Here is a 17,648-nt window from a genome sequence, read left to right as displayed (position 1 = left end):
TGGCAAAGTCTGCGTCGCGGGCGTCCAGCTCTTCGCGGCGCTTGGACAGGGACTGGATGATGCGCAGCTCGGCGGGCGAGATGCCGGCCTGTTGCGCCAGCTGTTCCGGCGTAAGCGCACAGATGGCGGGCGGTGCCGAAGTGCTGGCGGCCACTTCGGTCGCGCTGTCGGCGGCAGCGGGTGCCCCCTCCTCGGCCCAGGCCACGGCACCCTTGAACAGATCCGGTGCCACGCCTGCCGCGCGCACGGCGACAACACCGCCAATGGCGATGGCGATAAGGGGCAGAAGACGGGGCAGATTGCTCATGGGTTTAACCGAAGCAGAAGATGGAACCGCCTAAGTCTAGAAGCGTGACCATAAAAGGTCACGTCTTTCATCAAGCCGCGAAAAGATCCTCGTCCAGACTACGACGGGCACGGTTGAGGGATTGTTGAGCAGCTTGGTTAGCGGCCAGAGCCTGCAACATGCCGGTCAGACGGTTGTCGGCGCTTTCAGCCTTGGGTTTGGCCGGAGCCACCGGCATGGCGTTGCTGGCGTTCTCGATGCGTTGCATCAGGCTGGCCATACGGCGGGCACGCTCGTTCTCGTCGTTCATCAGGGCCATGGTGGAAACCAGTTCCAGCGGCTCTTCTTCCGGCACATTGTTGCGGGCGACAGCGGCGCTGACCTGCGCCGACTTGGGCGCGCGGGCAATCAGGACTTCCAGTTCCTGTTTGACGGCGCGGGCCTTGATGATGCGGTCGTGCAGCAGGTCGGTTTCTGCCCCTGAGGCGCGCAGGGTGGCCAGCGCCTGTTCGGCACGGCCTGCGGCATTGTTCAGTTCCTTGACCGCACCGGCAAAGGCCAGCTGGCCTTCGCGCAGGGCCTTCAGCTTGCGCTCCAGCTTCACGCCGTAACCGATGGCCGCCACCAGCAGCAGCATCAGGATGGAATCGAGAATAATGCCGGTCATCAGACGTTCCTTCCGGCCACACGCAGGGCCGCTTCGGTAGTGATCGGGGCTTCGACGCGCACGGCAATATGCTGGCCGCGACGGCCCATCTTGCCCGTGGTCAGGGGGATGGAGCCCGCCTTGACCTGTACGTCGGAGTTGGGGGTGGCGTTCAGCATCAGGGTGTCGCCGACCTTGAGTTCCAGCACCTTGGACAGGGGCATTTGCTGTTCATCCAGAACGCAGCGCACCTCGGTGTCGGTGGTCCAAAGCTCGGTGGCCAAGTGGCCTTCCCAGATGTTGTCGCGGCCGAACTTCTCCCCCATGAACTGTTGCAGCAGCATCTTACGGATGGGCTCGAGCGTGGAGTACGGCAGCAGCAGTTCCACGCGGCCGCCACGGTCCTCCATATCGATGCGCAGCTTGACCAGAATGGCGGCGTTGGCAGGGCGCGCAATCGCGGCAAAGCGCGGATTGGTCTCCAGACGGTCGAGATTGAAATGCACCGGCGTCAGCGGCTCGAAGGCCTGACGCGCATCGTTCAGGATCACCTCGACCATGCGCTGCACCAGCACACGTTCGATGGTGGTGTAGGGACGGCCCTCGATACGAAGGGCTGCGGTACCCCGACGGCCACCCAACAGCACGTCCACGATCGAATAGATCAGGTTACTATCAACCGTCAGCAGGCCGTAGTTGTCCAGTTCCTCGGCGCGGAACACGGCCAGAATGGCGGGCAGAGGGATCGAGTTCAGATAGTCGCCGAAACGGATCGAGGAGATGGTGTCCAGCGACACCTCGACGTTGTCGGAGGTGAAGTTGCGAAGGCTGGTCGTCATCAGTCGCACAAGGCGGTCAAAGACGATTTCGAGCATCGGCAGGCGTTCATACGACACCAGCGCCGAGTTGATGATGGCGCGGATGCCGCTGCGGTCATCGCCCGAGCCGTCGTCCATATCGAAGCCCAGCAGGCTGTCGATCTCGTCCTGATTGAGGACGCGCTCGGAGAGACCACCCGTTTCTGCGCCGCCGAAGGGGTCTTCATCCATGGGAGGTGCGCCGAGGGTGTCGGTCATCCTATTGCACCAGCATTTCTTCGATCAGCACGGCGTCCACCTTGGACGGTGCCGCCACCAGATTGACGCGGCGCAGGATTTCCGCGCGCAGCTGATATGACCCTGCCGATCCAGCCAAGTCTTCGGGGCGCAGTTCACGCAGGAAGCTCTGGAACATGTCGTTCAGGCGCGGGTACTGGGCGCGCAGACGGTTGGCCGCCGCCGCATCCTTCATCTCCAGCGTCAGCTTCAGCTTCAGATAAGTCGTGCGACCTTCCGGCGACTGAATGTTCACGATCATGTCGGGCAGGGTGTAGAAGGTCACGCCATCGGGACCGGCGGCAATCGTGCCCACACCGCCCGCAGCGGCATCGCCCTCGTCTTCCTCGCCATGACCGCCTGCAGCAGCCTCTTCGGGCGCGTGGGCGCCGGCGGCCGCTTCTGGCTCGGCGCTCTTGGGCTTCATCAGGAAGAAGGCAGCGCCGCCGCCGATACCCGCGACCAGAACAGCCGCGCCGATGATGATCAGCAGCAGCGGCGGCTTCTTCTTGGTGGCGGTTTCCTCGCCCTCGACGTTCTGAGCCGTCTCGCCGTCAATGACGGCCGGAGGGGCGTTGTCGCCCTTTTTCTTGCCCAGCTTCAGTTTCAGCATGCGAACTGCCCCGCTCTACAGCACAGCTAACTGCGACGCTTTTGGTTAACAGCACGTTAACCATAGGAAAATCCTGCCGGGCCTTATTTGGGCCATTTGGGCTAAGTGCTTGTTTTCCGGTCATTCGACCCTTTGGCACGACAGTTGCGACGTGAAAGGCCGAAGGAGTCTTTTGACGTGGAAAACGCCGCCTATATCGGACTGTCCCGCCAGATGACGTTGCGCCGCGAGCTGGATATCGTGGCCAACAACATCGCCAATGCGGATACGACCGGTTTCAAAGTCGAGCAGATGCTGGTGGGGACCGAAGTGGGTCCGCGCGCCCGCAACCATGCCATCCGCCCCTCGGCCAGCTTTGTGCTGGACAAGGGCGTGGGCCGTGACTTCGGCCAGGGGGCACTGAAACAGACGGGTCGCCCGCTGGATTTCGGCATCGAGGGTGAAGGCGTTTTCTTCACCGTCACCACGCCCACCGGCCCCGCCTATACCCGCGACGGATCGTTCACCATGGACGCCGAGGGGCGTCTGACGACCCAGCAGGGCCTGCCGGTCATGACCGATGCGGGCGAGCTGATCGTCAATCCGGAACTGGGCCCCATCAGCGTGGGTCACGACGGCACCATCACCCAGCAGGGCCAGATCATGGGCCGCCTGTCGGTGGTGCGTTTTGAAGAGCTGTCGGTGTTGGAAAAGGGCGGCGACAACCTTTACCGCAACGTCTCCAACCTAGAGCCGATGGACGCCGCCGATGCCCAGATTCGTCAGGGCATGCTGGAAGGCTCCAACGTCAACACATTGATCGAGATCACCAATCTGGTCGAGATCAACCGCGCCTATGAGCGCATCACCCGCATGATCGAAAACACCAATGACCTGAGCCGCCGCGCTGTCGAGCGCCTGGGCAAGGTGTCGTAAGGAAGGGACTGAGGAATGCGCGCACTTCGTACCGCCGCCTCGGGCATGGCCGCCCAGCAGCTGAACGTCGAGGTCATCTCGAACAACATCGCCAACATGAACACCGTTGGCTTCAAGCGCCAACGCGCTGAATTCCAGGACCTTCTGTACCAGAACATCGAGCGGATGGGGGCCCAGTCCTCGACCGCAGGCACCGTGGTGCCGACCGGTATCCAGATCGGTATGGGTGTGAAGGCCGGTGCCGTTTACCGCATCACCGAACAGGGCAGCCCCAGCCGCAGCGGCAACACCTATGACATTGCCATCAACGGCAAGGGCTATTTTCAGGTGACCATGCCGTCGGGCGAGATCAGCTATACCCGCGCGGGCAATTTTGCCGTCAACGCCGAGGGCCAACTGGTCACCAAGGACGGCTATCCGATCGAGCCGGCCATCAACATCCCGCAAAACGCCGTGGACGTGGCTATTTCGCGTTCGGGTCAGGTGCAGGTGATCCTTGATGGCGAGGCCGAGCCGCAGGTTGTGGGCCAGCTGGAAATCGCCACCTTCGTCAATGAGGCGGGCCTTGAAGCCGTGGGCGACAACCTGCTGCTGGAGACCGCCGCGTCCGGCCCCGCCACTGTCGGCGTGCCGGATGACGTGGGCTATGGCCACTTGCTGCAAGGCTATACCGAGGCGTCCAATGTGGATTCGGTGATGGAAATCACCAATCTGATCGTGGCCCAGCGCGCCTATGAGATGAACTCCAAGGTCATCACCACCGCCGACGAAATGCTGTCGGTTTCGGCACAGTTGAAGAACTAGGGGCCGGATCATGAAAAAGCTGATCACCACGGCGACGGTTCTTCTGGGGGTTGCGGCCCTTGCGGCCTCGGCTCTGGCCACGCAGGCCGAGGCGGGCACCGTTTCCCTGAAGGCCCAGCCCACCGACGACGACGGCCAGATCACTCTGGGCGAACTGTTCGACGGGGCCGGATCAGCCGCAAGCGTGGTGGTCGGTCGCCGCGCAGGAACCACGGCGGTACTGGATGCCGCCCAAGTCCAGATCACCGCCCGCCGCGCCGGACTGGTGTGGGACAATGCCACCGGCCTTCGCCGCATTGTGGTGCGCCAAGGGGCCGCCGCCCCCGTCGCCAACAGCCTGACCACCGCCAGCCGTAGCGCCGCCACGGTGGAAGCTCTGGCCCTGACGCGCAATCTGGCCACCGGCGAAATCGTTGGTCCGGACGACGTTGAATGGACCACGGTTCAGGCCCATCAGGCCCCCGTCTCGGCCCCGCAAGATGCCAATGACATCATCGGCCTGTCGGCCCGCCGCCCGATGCGCGCCGGTCAGGTGCTGAACAGCCGCGATCTGGCTGCGCCGCAAGTGATCGCCCGCAATGACATGGTCGAGGTGCTGTATCAGGTCGGCGGCATCGAACTGACCATCACGGGCCGCGCCCAGCGCAATGCCGCCCTGGGCGAGCCGGTCAGCATTCTGAACCTGCAATCGGGCCGACTGATCGAGGCGGTCGCCGTGGCCGAGGGCCGTGCCCTGGCCGGTCCTGCCGCGCAGGCCAGCCGCCAATCCCGTTCCAACCAATTTGCCAGCCGTTGAGCCAGAAAGACCGTCCCATGCGTAAACTTCTGATCCTCGCCGCCTTTGTTCCTCTGGCCGCCTGTTCGACCGCGACCGAAGTGCTGAAAGGGCCGGAGCTGGCCCCCGTCATGTATCCGGCGCAGTTGGCCCCTGTGGAGCAGGCCTATCTGCCCGAGGCCAGCCCCGCCTCGGCCAACAGCCTGTGGCGCACCGGATCGCGCAGCTTCTTTGGCGACCAGCGCGCCCGCCGCGTGGGCGATATCCTGACCGTCAACATCGACATCAACGACCGCGCCCAGACCCAGAACAGCACCAACCGCTCGCGTTCCAACAGCGCATCGGGCGGCGTGACCAACTTCTTCGGCTTGGAAAACAGCCTCGGCAAGGCGTTCCCCGGCGGGTTTGACGCGGCCAATATGATCGGCACCGAAGGCGAGTTCTCGGCCAATGGTTCGGGCAATATCAGCCGCTCGGAGCGGGTAAACCTGACCATCGCCGCCGTGATCACCGCCGTGATGCCGAACGGAAACCTTGTCATTCAGGGGCGTCAGGAAGTGCGCACCAACCGCGAACTGCGCGAACTGACCGTCGCGGGCATCGTCCGCCCCGAAGACATTTCCAGCGCCAACACCATCGCCCACACCCAGATCGCCGAAGCGCGCATCTCCTATGGTGGCCGTGGAGACGTGTCGCGCATGCAAAACACGCCGGCGGCCCAGTCGCTGGTGGAGCGTTTCAGCCCGTTCTGATCCTTCGGGCGGCACAACTTGAAAGGCGGCGGCGGCAGGTAGGTCAAACTTGCCGCCCCGCGGTCGTGCGCGCCAATACTGCCGCCCGCTACACACTGCCGCCTGTTACGATTGGATGCGATTCAAAGGCTTTCGGGCCGTGAAATTGCCCCGAACCGGACAAACCGGTGTATCACTGTCGTCCGAAGTGACGATTTTAGTGCCATCCCCGCTTGAGAGGCCTGTACCGTGACCGCAACCGTTTCCAGACCGTCTTCGCCGCTTTCCTCCCTGCGTGCGCGTCTGTTGAGCCTTACGACGATGATCGGCACCCTTAGCCTGCTGTCGGCCTGTGCAACCATCAGCCCCGCGCCGCGCGATGAGTTCTATGACGGCCCGCGTCAGGTTCAGGCCAACTATGACTGGGTCATGGATCTGAGCGAGGACGAGCCGGTGCTGGCCTTTGGCGTGCAGAACTCGGACGATGCGCCTCTGATCATGGATTGCCTGCGCGGTACCGGAAAAGTGCGCGTTAGCGTGGCCGCCGAAGATGCCCGTCAAAGGACCCTCCAGTTCGCTACAGATCGCGCGCACCGCAGTTTTTCGGCCCAGAATGATCTGGATGGCCTGACCGGCACCCACCGTATGGAAACCCATATCGATGCCAGCGATCCGCTGTTCAGCGCTATGGAGGCAGCCGGATGGGTGGCGGTGCGCACCGGAAAGACGTGGAACGCTCTGGTCCCGCACGAGGGCACAAAGCTGGCCGCCAGCCAGTTCGCGCAGACCTGTCGCTAAGGCGCTTTAGAGGCCGAGGTCTTTGCGCGCTTGTCGGGTCAAGCTGGCCGACACGCGTTGGTAGGACCACAGGATCAGGTCGTTCAGTTCGTCCTGATCCCAGCCGTCCAAATGTTCGACATTCAGCCAGCCACCGCGCGGCAGATAGGGCGCACGGCGCGCCCTGCCCTGCTCGCGCAACAGCTCATTGGCAATGTCGGAGGCCTTGAACGAGACATTGGCTTCGGTCTCGTTCAGCAGGGCAAAGATCTTGCCGCCGACCTTGAACACCAACAGGGACGGGCCAAACGGACGCTCGGCCACCGCCGCCTTCAGCGACAGGCAATAGCGTTCGACATCCTTTAACGTCATGGCCCGCCCCCTTGGGTTTCTCAGGCTTAGGCGTTCACGCCCAGACCGATCGGGCACACCACACCGGTGCCGCCGATGCCGCAATAGCCCGCCGGGTTCTTGGCCAGATAACCCTGATGATAGCCCTCGGCATAATAGAACTCGGGCGCTTCGAGGATTTCGGTGGTGATCTCGCCACGACCTGCTTCGCTCAACGCTTGCTGATAGGCGGCCTTGGAGGCTTCGGCTTCGGCCCTTTGGGCCTCGTTCTGATAGTAGATGGCCGAGCGGTACTGGGTGCCCACGTCATTGCCCTGACGCATGCCCTGCGTCGGGTCGTGGTTCTCCCAGAAGGCCTTTAGCAGATCGGCATAGGAGGTCTTGGCGGTGTCAAACACCACCTGAACCACCTCGGTGTGGCCGGTGCGACCGGTGCAGACTTCCTCATAGGTCGGATTGGGCGTGATACCGCCCGCATAACCCGCCGCCGTCGAATAGACGCCGTCCAGCTGCCAGAACACGCGCTCCACGCCCCAGAAGCAGCCCATGCCGAACACGGCCACTTCCATACCTTGCGGCCACGGCCCCTTGAGCGGGGTGCCGAGCACATGGTGCGTCTCGTCCGTGGGCATGACCTGCGCGCGACCCGGCAAGGCTTCGGCCTGCGTCGGCAAGGTGTCGGCTTTTTTCAACAACATGGCGGGACTCCAAAATCTTTTGTCAGAATATCATATGGAGCGTCGATGGGCGCTTGCCCATCCGTCAGTGATGATTTAATCAGCGCCCTCTCGCCGGACCGCTCCCGGCGAATCCGCTCCGGACGCATCCGGACACACGGTGGATTAGGACAGGTGGCCGAGTGGTTGAAGGCGCACGCCTGGAACGCGTGTATAGGGGCAACTCTATCGAGGGTTCGAATCCCTCTCTGTCCGCCATCTATTCACCCGCTAACGCGGGCTATGCGGGTCGCCCGCAAATACCCCCGACATTACCGATACTTGCACAGCCCTTTCGGGCTATTTGCCGTCTCCAGAGACGGCTGATGGCGCAGATATGCCCCTCATTCTCCTGCTCGTCTCCGTTTGCTTAGCGGCGCTAGGGTTTGGCGTGTCCTTTGCCTGTTAACAGGGAATAACAGGGAATATCGCCTGTGTTTTGGTATTTTGAGCCTGACGCCAAACAGAGAAAACCCCGCCGTAGCGGGGCTTTTCATAGTGCAGCAGCTCATTTCCCTTACAAATTAACAGGGAAAATAAAACGGCCGAGCAGTGAATAAATCGGCCGTATCAGGGATTTAAATCACGATAACAGGGAGAAGATCAGCCCATAAACAGAGCTCGCTGATCATCCCAATCCAGCGGAACATCCTGCCTCATGATGTTCTGCAAAGTCAGATGCTCGTCGCTCACGCCCTCAAGGATCTTCGCCTTGATCTCCGGAGCCAGGAAAGCCACCCGAAGCATGCGCGTGGCATAGGTCGAGTTGATGTCTTCAGCGCGGGCCAGGTCTTCTAAACGCGTCACCTCGCCGCTCAAAAGTTTGCGCTTCCAGGCCTCAGCCCTGACCAGTGCCGAACTGAGCGCCGGGTCCAGATTGCGCTTGATGATGGCATCCGTGCCATTGGGACCCAGCACCGTCAGTCCACCGCGTTTGGTGATCTGGATCGGACAGAGAATCACCGGCTGGTTTTGCTCCTGATCCAGTTGCGCCAATCGCATCTTTCCCGCATCGCTGATGGGGCATTCGGTAAGGCGTGCCGGATCCAGCCTGATCTTCAGCCCCTCGCGCTGCACCTCGATGCGGTCAATCACATCTCGCACCTGATCCCAGGTTGGAGATGTGTTGGTCTCCAGCAAGGGAGCCACCGCCTTGTGAACGGCTTCTTCGATCACCGGTGCAGACACGCGTGGATGCACACCGGCTTCAGACTTGCGCCCCTTCTGAACCGCCGTTGAGACATAATACCTGTAGGTGGCTCCGCCCTTGCGGCTAGCATTGACCGGCGACATCACCTGCCCGGCACTATCAAAGATCAGTCCGCACAACGGTGCGCCCGTATGAGCGGGCCGCGCCTTGCCCGGCTTTCGGGTACGGCGGGTTTCATCCAGCAAGGCTTGCACCGAATCAAAGGTCTCGCGTGAGATGATCGCCTCGTGTTGACCGGGATAGGATTCGTCCTTGTGCGGGATCTCGCCAATATAGGTGCGATTACGTAGCAGGTAGTAGATCGCTCCGCGCTGCAACGGCCCGCCACCGGTCTCAACCTCATGGCGATTAACCCAGCGCTTGGCGCAGATGCCCTTAGCCGATGCATCCTTGACCATCTGGTGTACCGACTTCACCTCCAGATAGCGGGCAAACATCCAGCGCACGGCATCGGCTTCTTGTTCGTTGATCTTTAAGGTGCGCCCGTCGGGGTCATAGCCAAGCAGTGGCGTGCCTCCCATCCACAGCCCCTTCTTCTTGGAGGCGGTGATCTTGTCGCGGATCCGCTCTCCGGTCACTTCGCGCTCGAACTGGGCAAAGGACAGAAGAACGTTCAGCGTCAGCCTGCCCATGGAGGTGGTGGTGTTAAAGGCCTGGGTAATGCTGACAAAGCTGGAGCCGGTACGATCCAGCACTTCCACAATTTTAGAGAAGTCGGCCAATGAGCGGGTCAGGCGATCGACCTTATAGACCACTACCACATCGATCTTCTTGGCCTCAATGTCCGCCATCAGCCGCTTGAGGGCCGGACGCTCCATCGTCCCGCCCGAATAGCCCCCATCATCATAGATCTCGGGCGACAGGCTCCAGCCTTCGCCCGCTTGCGAGAGAATATAGGCGGCGCAGGCATCGCGCTGGGCATGCAGGGAGTTGTAATCCTGCTCTAAGCCCTCTTCGGTGCTCTTGCGGGTATAGATGGCGCAGCGGATGGTCTTGGTCTGCATCAGGCTTGATCCTCACGCAGTCCAAAGAAGCGCGGCCCGTTCCAGCGCGAGCCGGTGATCTCACGGGCAATGGCTGACAGGCTCTTGTAGCTTCGCCCCTTCCAGATATAGCCGCCCTCCACTACCTCGACCTGATAGCGCTCGCCCTGCCATTCGCGCTGGAGCAGCGAGCCGGTCTTGAAGCTGTGAGCCACCACGGTGGGCTTGGAGCCTGTCCGGTGCCGAGCCGCCAGTTGCGCCAAACGCTTGTCCAACGGATGCGATGAACTCTCCTGCTGCAACCGGTCAGCCAGCGCCCTTCTCATCAGATCGGTCGATCGCAAGGCCGGCGGCTCGCCAAACCGCTCGCGCCAAACGTAGCGCACCTCTTCCAGAGTCATGCTTGCCACCGCCGCGACCAAGGCCTTGATCTCGTTCATTGGCCTGCCTCGGTTTGGATGGACCAGTAACGCGTGCCCTCATGCTTGTAACTTTGGACCAGATAGCCCTTCTTGCGCAGTACGCCGGCGATTGCGCCTCGAACCGAGTGCGGCTGCCAGCCGGTGGCAAGGGTCATGGCCTTCATAGTGGCCCCGCCCTCTTGCTCAAGCAGAGCGATCAGTTGCGCCTGTTTACTCGGTGCCTTTGCAACCGGTTGCGGCTCTATGTTCTGGAAGGTCAGCATGGTGTTCCTCGGATCATCCGGAGCGGCTTGCCCCTACTGATCCGAGCCCGGCTTGGCCGGGCTGAACACCCTCACTAACGCTCCGATTGCAGCGCTAGTCCACCGATGTTCAAAAAGATTTAGCCGCCCCCATTGCCAAAGCTTGGGCCGCTTCCCAGCTGTGCCGTATCGGGCTGTACTTGAAGCCATGACCATAGACGCCACGCAGCCGGTGTTGCCAGCCTGCCGTCGCAATATCCCCCTCCATCCTGCTGAGAATGCACGTGATGCCCGCTTTGCGGGTGTGCGCTCTCACGCCTGTATCCAAGGATCCTCACCATGACCTCCGAGGTAGACCACAAGAATGATCTAAACACCCCGCAGCTTCCCGCCTCCATTCAGCTGTCGATCGAGTATTTGCCGATCGCTGCCCTGATTGCGGAAGGTCGCAAACTCAAACTCCATAAAGCCTCCGACATCACCGCGCTGGCCCGCGCCATCGAGGTGTTCGGCTTTCTGGTGCCGGTCCTGATCGATCAGGACAGCAAAATCATCTCCGGCAATGGCCGTCTGGAAGCCGCCCGCAAACTGGGTCTTCAGGACGTACCCTGCATTCGCATCCGCCACCTCAGCTCCGATCAGCTGCGGGTCTTCCGCATCGCCGAGAACCAACTCGGACAACTGGCCGGCTGGGACACCGAAGCGCTCGGCCTTGAACTGCAAGACCTGTCCAATATCGATCTCGGTTTCAGCCTTGAGGTCACCGGCCTGTCTTCAGCCCGCATCGACAGCCTGATCCTGGAAGGGGATGGCGGGGGCGAGAATGCCGACACCCTGCCCGATCGTCCCAATGAGCCCGTGAGCCGTCTAGGGGATCTGTGGCTGCTCGGTGATCATCGGCTTTACTGCGGCGATGCCACCGCGCCAGAAACCATGGCCGCCTTGTTGCAAGGCGATGCCGTGCGCGTGGTGGTTACTGATCCGCCCTATAATGTCGAGGTCGCCGGCCATATCACCGGCTCAGGCAAGCACGACGAATTCGTCATGGCCTCTGGCGAGATGAGCGATGACGAGTTCACCCAGTTCCTGACCCAAGTCCTTCTTCGCTCCAGCGAAGCGCTGGTGGAGGGCGGGCTTTGCTATTTCTGCATGGACTGGCGTCACATGGCCCACACCCTGGCTGCAGCCAACCACGCCAAAATGGAATTGCTGAACCTGATCATCTGGGACAAGACGTCTGGCGGTATGGGCAGCTTCTATCGCTCACGCCATGAGCTGATCTTCCTGTTCCGCAAGTCAGGCGCTTCTCACCTCAACCGCGTCGAACTGGGCAAGCACGGGCGTAACCGTGCCAATGTCTGGGCCTATGAGGGCGTCAACGGCTTTGGCGCCAAGAAGGCCAAGGCCCGTGAGATGCATCCCACGGTCAAACCTATGGCGCTGATCCGTGATGCCATCCTCGATAGCTCCAGCCCCGGCGATGTGGTGCTGGACCTGTTTAGCGGCAGCGGCACGACCATCATCGCCTCCGAAGCCAGCCGTCGTCACGGCCGCGCCAGTGAACTGGACCCGCGCTATGTCGATATCGGGGTCATGCGCTGGCAGGATTATACGGGACGCGCTGCCATCTTGGCCTCTACCGGTCAGACCTTCCAGCAGGTCCGCCATAAGCGTGAAGGGCAAGCTCAACCGCAGTTGAGCGTGGTGCCGAACGAGTCAGTGGCAGACTCTCCTGCTCATGTGCCTCCCCATCCCCAACCTCGTGTGCGTGTTCGCACCAGGGCCCTTGCTGCGTGATGGGGGAGATGTGTCATGTCCCACACCCTCACAGACTATGCTGTAGGCTTTGCCCGGCCGCCCAAGGCCCATCAATATGCCAAGGGCCAAAGCGGTAACCCCAAGGGCCGCCCCAAGGGATCTCGTAATATGGCCACCCTTCTGCGTGAAGAACTGGATCGCAAGGTTGCCGTCACCGTCGATGGCCTGACCAAGAAGATGTCCAAGCGTCAGGTGGCGGTACGCCAGCAGGTCGACAAGGCTGTCAAAGGTTGCCCCAAGGCGTTCCAGACCCTGCTCAAGATCGAGGCGGAAGGTCCCACTTCGCTGCTGGAAGAGACCAAGGCGCATCGCCCCAGCGAGATCCAGCCCTCCGGTTATGACGAGATCATCAACGCCTATATGGCCGATATCGTCTCTTCAGCGAGTGAAGGGGGTGCATCATGAGTGCGCTTCCCCTACCCGCCGATATCATAGTGCACACCTTGGCCAGGCGCGAGTTCGAGGTCTTCCTCGAACTCGTGTTTCGTCATCTGAACCCGGACACAACCCTGTCTCGGGGATGGTACCTGTCAGCCATGTGCCAAGCTTTGCACGAAGTCGCCCAAGGCCATGAGCGCCGCCTGCAGATCACCGTTCCTCCGCGTCACCTGAAGTCGATCATGACCACGGTGGCGTTTCCGGCCTGGCTGCTGGGTCAGCGGCCTGAGACCCGCATTATCTGCGCCAGCTACGGACAGGAGCTGTCCGCCGCCCTGTCGCGCAGTTTTCGTAAGGTGATCCAGTCACGCTGGTATAGCGAGGTCTTTCCACAAACTGCCGCCTCCATTATCCGCGATACCGAAGCCGATCTTGGTACCCGCCAAGGCGGTTATCGCTTTGCCACCGCCGTGGGTGGCACAGTGACCGGTATCGGAGCCGACCTGATCATCATCGATGATCTGATGAAGGCGCAGGATGCGTCCTATCCGGAAGCGCGGGCCAAGGCGCAGCGGTTTGTCGATGAGACCTTGCTGAGTCGTCTGGACAACAAACAAACCGGCGCTGTTATTGCCATCCAGCAGCGACTGCATGAAGATGATGTCTCGGCTCACCTGAGTTCCAAGGGCGGCTATCGCCATCTGGACCTTCCTGCCATTGCCATGCGCGACGAGATCATTCCCCTGTCACGCGGCCGAACCCATATCCGGCGCATCGGCGATGTTCTCAATCCTCAGCGTGAACCCCGCGAAGTCCTCGACCAGCTCAAGGCCGAGATGGGCCCGCGTGCCTTTGAAGCCCAGTACCAGCAGAACCCGACACCTTTGGAGGGTGACTATCTGCAATGGGACAAGGTTCAGTTCTACGACGAAGCCCCACCGCGCAATCGGCTAAACAAGGTGGTGCACAGTTGGGATGTGGCCTCCTCCAGTGATCCCAAGGCCGACTATTCGGTCGGCACCATCTGGGGACATGACGGCACAAGCTGGCTCTTGCTCGATGTGATACGCCAGCGCCTACTCTATCCGGACTTGTTGGCCCGTGTGCGGCTTGAGCGCAAACTCTGGAAGGCCGATGCCATATTGGTCGAGAAGTCTTCGGTGGGACCGGCTCTGCTGGAAGACCTCGCAAGAGACATGCGCGGGATTAGCGATCCCCAGTTTCATGCCCGTGCCTGTATACGGCTTGGCATCAACGCTACCCTGCCCAAGGCCGAGCGGTATTTTGCATCAGTAGAGCGGCTCTATTCCGGTTTTGCCAAACTGCCGCGCTCAGCGACTTGGCTTGATGATCTCCATCGCGAGATGCAGACCTTTCCTGCCGCCCGCTATGACGATCAGGTCGATAGTCTCAGCCAGTTCCTCAACTGGGCCCCCAGCCGTCAGGGACGCAATATTCTCAAGGATTCCGACACACGTCGCGATGGGCCTCGGCCACGTTGAACGAAAACAGCGGCGTCAAAAGACGCCGCTGTTGCTTTGTGAGTGCAGAGGTTAGCGTTTGCAGTCGGCCCGACCGGTATAAGCCGTATGCGGTATGCCTCCTCGGCTGGTGGCATCGATAAACTCGATGCTGAAGTTCTCGATCTCGGCATTGCAGGCCTGCTTTAACGCTTCGCGCGCGGTCAGTTCGATCGCCGCCTGATCATTGGTAAACTGGGCCAACCCTTGCATGGTGAACCCTAGGCCACCGGCACGGGTTTGAAACGGGGCCATGCTGGGTTGCGGAATGGACGCACAGGCTGCCAGGCTCAGAAGCGCCCCAACAAGAGCAAACGAAGCGCGCTTCATTGTGCACCCTCCGACTTCAACTGATCGGTGTAGTCGGTCTCGTTTAGGCTATTAGCCCGACCGCAGACTTCACTGGCAAATACACCAAAGTCTTGCCCTCTGAACGCATCCATCGCGGATGAAAAATAGAAGTCCTTGTACCCGTTATAGCCGCCCATCCGGTTCCGCGCATTGGCCTGCCCGCACACAGCCAGAACCACCTGACTACGGTCGCGGCGATTGGGACTTAGAAGCACCACACGCACATTCCTGAACCGCGCGCTTTCGTAATCCACCAAACTCTCTTCCAACCACGACCGCGTCATGCGGACCTCCATGGCAATCTGCTCTTCGCTGAAGAGCCCGCCTTGAGCACCCTCGCCTTCCTGCGCCGCCGCTGTGCCAGCGCTCAACAACACTGCCAGAAAGGCCATCCCCGATAGTTTCATGGTTCATCCTATAAGTCTCAACACGGTGACGCTGGTCGCTCAGAAGTCGCTGACAAGTCAACCAAAATGAGACTCATCGTCTGTCGCCTGATCAGATGCATTGCTCGCATCTGCGCCTATGGACGTTTGCCAAAAACTCGGACTGCGCGTGCAGCAGTTGCGCCAAGCCCAAGGCTGGTCGCAAGACGAGTTTGCACATCGCGCAAACCTGCACCGTACCTATGTCTCGGGCGTTGAGCGCGGGATCCGCAATCCCACCATTACGGTTCTGGAGAAGCTGGCTGCTGGCCTTGAGATCACGCTGAGCGAGTTGGTGGTCCTGGAAGAATAGGTCGTGAGCGGCGATCCAGAACTTCCATCGCTTGCGCCAAGGTTTTGGCGTCTTCCAGATAGCTTTGTAGGCATCCGGCCGCACCGGATAATTCTAGCATATCCAAATCGGACGAAAGCCTCACGGCATATTCGGCCAAATGTCCGGCAAACACGCCCAGCCGAAACTTTGCCTCCAGCGCATCGCTGCGGTCAAACATGCCTTGGTCCCACATTCCCCAAGTAAATCGCTGATTTTGCTGTCAGGATCTCAATATTTCCGATATAAATCATGGTGTTGATGGCCGTGAGGGGCGCGTTTGATGGATCACCCAGAGGGTGCGGGTTCGAAGCGGGCAGATCGGGTCGAGTTCGACCGCCGGGTGCATGTGGAGTTCCGAGGTGCGCAGCTCAGTTCCGACGGCGGCCTGCTGGTGATGCGCGAGCTGGATGACGCGCTCGGGCTGTCCGATCTGGCGGCAAAAGCATTGCGCGACACCCGGCGCGGCAAGAACACGGTCCACCGGCTTGACGGGTTGTTCCGGCAATCGGTGTTCGGGCGACTGGCCGGATACGAGGATGTGAACGACGCCGACCGCCTGGCCCTCGATCCGGTGATGCGCCAGGTCGTGGGTGGAAGGGCTGTCGATGCGCAAGCGGCCTCGGCCTCGCAGATGGGACGGTTCGAGACCGAGACACTGGCACAGCCCGAGAACCGTGCCGCGCTGGCCGACCTGAATGGCCAATGGATCGACCGGTTCCATGACCGTAACGGGCTGAAGTACATCGTTCTGGACATGGACAGTTCGGTCAGCCCCACCCATGGCGATCAGGAGGGCGCGGCCTGGAACGGGCATTTCGACTGCACCTGCTATCACCCGAACTTTTTGTTCAACCAGTTCGGCATGCTGGAGCGCTGCGCCTTGCGCCATGGCAACGTCCACAGCGCCGATGGCTGGCGGGACGTTCTCGACCCCGTCATCGCCCGCTACGCGGAGCGCGACCTTTGCGGCCGGTTCTTCCGGGCTGACGCCGCCTACGCGATCCCCGCGATCTATGAGCGGCTGGAAGAAGCCCGATTCTTCTACGCCATCCGGCTGCCTGCGAACAACGTCCTGCGCGAGAAGATCGCGCATCGGCTGACGCGCCCTGTCGGGCGACCTTCGCTGACCAAGGTCAAGCGCTTCTACGAAGACTTCGAGTATCAGGCGGCATCCTGGGACAAGGAACGCCGGGTGATCGCCAAGATCGAATGGCATCCGGGCGAACTGTTCCCGCGTGTCGGCTTCATCGTCACCAACCTGCCGATGGAGCCCGACTGGGTGGTGCGGTTCTATAACCAGCGCGGCACCGCCGAGCAGCACATCAAGGAAGGTAAATATGCCTTCCACTGGACGCGGCTGTCATGCCGGAAGTTCCGCGACAATGAGGTGCGACTGCAACTGCATGCGCTGGCCTACAACCTGGCCATCTTCTTGCGCTGCATCGAGTTGCCCGAGACGATGGCCGACTGGTCGTTGACCAGCCTGCAACTGAAGCTGATCAAGATCGGGGCACGTGTCGTCCGCCATGCCCGCGCCATCACCTTCCAGCTGGCCGAGGTGGCCGTCACCGGTCCGATGGTCCGCGCCATCCTCGCCGCCATCCGCCGATTGCGAGCGCCTCCGCTATGCGCATGACCGCCATCCACGCCCAAACTGAACGAAAACGGCAGGATGGGTCTGTCCGCTGCGCTGAAAAACACCGCCACCAGGGCACAACACGGCGGCTTCGCGGGCCGATCTGCCCTGTCTCAGCGCCTTGCGCGCCCGACGACGCCGCTCGGGACGGAAAATGATTGTCCTGCGGTCGGATTCAGGCGAAACTCACGTCAGACGGCATGCCACTTGGGGAATGTATGTTTGGAACTCCGCCTCTGAGACAGCGTTGCCGTTCCTTGATCCGCAGTTTCAGGGGGCTCTCATGCCACGATGGACAACGCCAACCCGTCTGGGAGGCTGGCTGACCCTGCTTCTCGGCGTCCTGCTGGCCGTGATCGGTCTGATCCTGACCGTCGGCGGGGTGCAGTTGGCCGCTCTGGGCGGCTCCTGGTACTATGTCCTGGCTGGCCTGGCGCTTATCGCCTCGGGCGTGTTGCTGGTGCTGCGCGACGTGCGTGGGGCGTGGATATACGCCGCGACCTTCTTGGCGACGCTGATCTGGGCCTTCTGGGAAAAGGGCTTGAACGGTTGGGCCCTGGTGCCGCGCCTGGTCGGGCCGCTGGTGCTGATGTTCTTGGTCATCGCGACCCTGCCGGCGCT

Annotated in this window: 20 protein-coding genes, 1 tRNA gene and 2 pseudogenes; 12 read left to right on the top strand and 11 right to left on the bottom strand. The window is 61.4% G+C overall.

Features of this window, described 5'->3' with window-relative positions; translation table 11 throughout:
* From B3B04_RS11555 to B3B04_RS11540, 4 genes and pseudogenes are all read right to left on the bottom strand, one after another.
* Positions 1-307: pseudogene (locus B3B04_RS11555) on the bottom strand (hypothetical protein); the annotation flags it as partial.
* 70 nt (positions 308-377) lie between these two features.
* Positions 378-953 carry a DUF6468 domain-containing protein gene (locus B3B04_RS11550; RefSeq protein ID WP_292043138.1) on the bottom strand — a complete coding sequence of 192 codons (576 nt, stop codon included), beginning with the start codon at positions 951-953 and terminating at the stop codon, positions 378-380.
* Positions 953-2,008 (bottom strand): flagellar motor switch protein FliM, encoded by a 1,056-nt coding sequence (gene fliM, locus B3B04_RS11545; RefSeq protein WP_292043137.1) that lies wholly within the window; start codon positions 2,006-2,008, stop codon positions 953-955. Before fliM ends, B3B04_RS11550 begins: the two co-directional genes overlap by 1 nt.
* Position 2,009: 1 nt before the next feature.
* Complete coding sequence (locus tag B3B04_RS11540; protein ID WP_292043136.1) at positions 2,010-2,639, bottom strand: flagellar basal body-associated FliL family protein; 630 nt, start codon at positions 2,637-2,639, stop codon at positions 2,010-2,012.
* Positions 2,640-2,816: 177 nt separating this feature from the next.
* Between B3B04_RS11540 and flgF the strand changes: the two genes are divergently transcribed.
* From flgF to B3B04_RS11515, 5 genes are all read left to right on the top strand, one after another.
* The gene (gene flgF / locus B3B04_RS11535) at positions 2,817-3,554 is read left to right on the top strand and encodes a flagellar basal-body rod protein FlgF (protein ID WP_292043134.1); all 738 of its coding nucleotides are present in this window, start codon (positions 2,817-2,819) and stop codon (positions 3,552-3,554) included.
* 15 nt (positions 3,555-3,569) lie between these two features.
* Complete coding sequence (flgG, locus tag B3B04_RS11530) at positions 3,570-4,358, top strand: flagellar basal-body rod protein FlgG (protein ID WP_292043133.1); 789 nt, start codon at positions 3,570-3,572, stop codon at positions 4,356-4,358.
* Between the two features lie 10 nt (positions 4,359-4,368).
* Entirely contained in the window at positions 4,369-5,154 is a 786-nt protein-coding gene (gene flgA, locus B3B04_RS11525; RefSeq protein ID WP_292043132.1) for a flagellar basal body P-ring formation chaperone FlgA, read from the top strand.
* A gap of 17 nt (positions 5,155-5,171) precedes the next feature.
* Complete coding sequence (gene flgH / locus B3B04_RS11520; RefSeq protein WP_292043131.1) at positions 5,172-5,885, top strand: flagellar basal body L-ring protein FlgH; 714 nt, start codon at positions 5,172-5,174, stop codon at positions 5,883-5,885.
* A 285-nt stretch (positions 5,886-6,170) separates the two neighbouring features.
* Positions 6,171-6,662, top strand: a complete 492-nt coding sequence (locus B3B04_RS11515; RefSeq protein WP_292043130.1) for a hypothetical protein — start codon at positions 6,171-6,173, stop codon at positions 6,660-6,662.
* A gap of 6 nt (positions 6,663-6,668) precedes the next feature.
* Here the strand turns inward: B3B04_RS11515 and B3B04_RS11510 are convergent, their stop codons facing one another.
* Positions 6,669-7,013 (bottom strand): MmcQ/YjbR family DNA-binding protein, encoded by a 345-nt coding sequence (locus B3B04_RS11510; RefSeq protein ID WP_292043129.1) that lies wholly within the window; start codon positions 7,011-7,013, stop codon positions 6,669-6,671.
* A 26-nt stretch (positions 7,014-7,039) separates the two neighbouring features.
* Positions 7,040-7,690 (bottom strand): peptide-methionine (S)-S-oxide reductase MsrA, encoded by a 651-nt coding sequence (msrA, locus tag B3B04_RS11505; RefSeq protein WP_292043128.1) that lies wholly within the window; start codon positions 7,688-7,690, stop codon positions 7,040-7,042.
* A 147-nt stretch (positions 7,691-7,837) separates the two neighbouring features.
* Between msrA and B3B04_RS11500 the strand changes: the two genes are divergently transcribed.
* A tRNA-Ser gene (locus B3B04_RS11500) sits at positions 7,838-7,927 on the top strand.
* A gap of 384 nt (positions 7,928-8,311) precedes the next feature.
* Here the strand turns inward: B3B04_RS11500 and B3B04_RS11495 are convergent.
* Genes B3B04_RS11495 through B3B04_RS11485 form a run of 3 tightly spaced genes read right to left on the bottom strand, consistent with a single transcriptional unit; the run spans position 8,312 to position 10,586 of the window.
* Positions 8,312-9,922, bottom strand: a complete 1,611-nt coding sequence (locus tag B3B04_RS11495; RefSeq protein ID WP_292043127.1) for a recombinase family protein — start codon at positions 9,920-9,922, stop codon at positions 8,312-8,314.
* Positions 9,922-10,341 carry a DUF2924 domain-containing protein gene (locus B3B04_RS11490; protein WP_292043126.1) on the bottom strand — a complete coding sequence of 140 codons (420 nt, stop codon included), beginning with the start codon at positions 10,339-10,341 and terminating at the stop codon, positions 9,922-9,924. The genes B3B04_RS11495 and B3B04_RS11490 overlap by 1 nt, the downstream gene beginning before the upstream one ends.
* The gene (locus tag B3B04_RS11485) at positions 10,338-10,586 is read right to left on the bottom strand and encodes a DUF3489 domain-containing protein (RefSeq protein ID WP_292043125.1); all 249 of its coding nucleotides are present in this window, start codon (positions 10,584-10,586) and stop codon (positions 10,338-10,340) included. The genes B3B04_RS11490 and B3B04_RS11485 overlap by 4 nt, the downstream gene beginning before the upstream one ends.
* 318 nt (positions 10,587-10,904) lie before the next feature.
* Between B3B04_RS11485 and B3B04_RS11480 the strand changes: the two genes are divergently transcribed.
* Genes B3B04_RS11480 through terL form a run of 3 tightly spaced genes read left to right on the top strand, consistent with a single transcriptional unit; the run spans position 10,905 to position 14,263 of the window.
* On the top strand, positions 10,905-12,362 hold the full coding sequence (locus B3B04_RS11480) for a site-specific DNA-methyltransferase (RefSeq protein ID WP_292043124.1): 1,458 nt from the start codon (positions 10,905-10,907) through the stop codon (positions 12,360-12,362).
* A 15-nt stretch (positions 12,363-12,377) separates the two neighbouring features.
* Positions 12,378-12,788 (top strand): DUF5681 domain-containing protein, encoded by a 411-nt coding sequence (locus B3B04_RS11475; RefSeq protein WP_292043123.1) that lies wholly within the window; start codon positions 12,378-12,380, stop codon positions 12,786-12,788.
* Positions 12,785-14,263 (top strand): phage terminase large subunit, encoded by a 1,479-nt coding sequence (terL, locus tag B3B04_RS11470; RefSeq protein WP_292043122.1) that lies wholly within the window; start codon positions 12,785-12,787, stop codon positions 14,261-14,263. The genes B3B04_RS11475 and terL overlap by 4 nt, the downstream gene beginning before the upstream one ends.
* Positions 14,264-14,314: 51 nt before the next feature.
* Here the strand turns inward: terL and B3B04_RS11465 are convergent, their stop codons facing one another.
* Both B3B04_RS11465 and B3B04_RS11460 read right to left on the bottom strand, forming a co-directional pair.
* Entirely contained in the window at positions 14,315-14,611 is a 297-nt protein-coding gene (locus tag B3B04_RS11465) for a hypothetical protein (RefSeq protein ID WP_242915528.1), read from the bottom strand.
* The gene (locus tag B3B04_RS11460) at positions 14,608-15,039 is read right to left on the bottom strand and encodes a hypothetical protein (RefSeq protein ID WP_242915529.1); all 432 of its coding nucleotides are present in this window, start codon (positions 15,037-15,039) and stop codon (positions 14,608-14,610) included. Before B3B04_RS11460 ends, B3B04_RS11465 begins: the two co-directional genes overlap by 4 nt.
* A gap of 148 nt (positions 15,040-15,187) precedes the next feature.
* On the opposite strand from B3B04_RS11460, the gene B3B04_RS11455 reads away from it, so the two are divergent.
* The 3 genes and pseudogenes from B3B04_RS11455 to B3B04_RS11445 form a co-directional block, all read left to right on the top strand.
* Positions 15,188-15,370, top strand: coding sequence for a helix-turn-helix domain-containing protein (locus B3B04_RS11455; protein WP_292043121.1), 183 nt, complete (start codon positions 15,188-15,190; stop codon positions 15,368-15,370).
* Positions 15,371-15,671: 301 nt separating this feature from the next.
* Positions 15,672-17,027 carry an IS1380-like element ISKpn23 family transposase gene (locus tag B3B04_RS11450; RefSeq protein ID WP_003168745.1) on the top strand — a complete coding sequence of 452 codons (1,356 nt, stop codon included), beginning with the start codon at positions 15,672-15,674 and terminating at the stop codon, positions 17,025-17,027.
* Between the two features lie 283 nt (positions 17,028-17,310).
* Positions 17,311-17,648 (top strand): annotated as a pseudogene (locus tag B3B04_RS11445) (membrane-bound PQQ-dependent dehydrogenase, glucose/quinate/shikimate family); the annotation flags it as partial.

It is taken from the genome of Brevundimonas sp. UBA5713 (assembly GCF_002419815.1).
GTDB lineage: Bacteria > Pseudomonadota > Alphaproteobacteria > Caulobacterales > Caulobacteraceae > Brevundimonas.
This window is presented reverse-complemented; position numbering and strand designations above follow the sequence as displayed.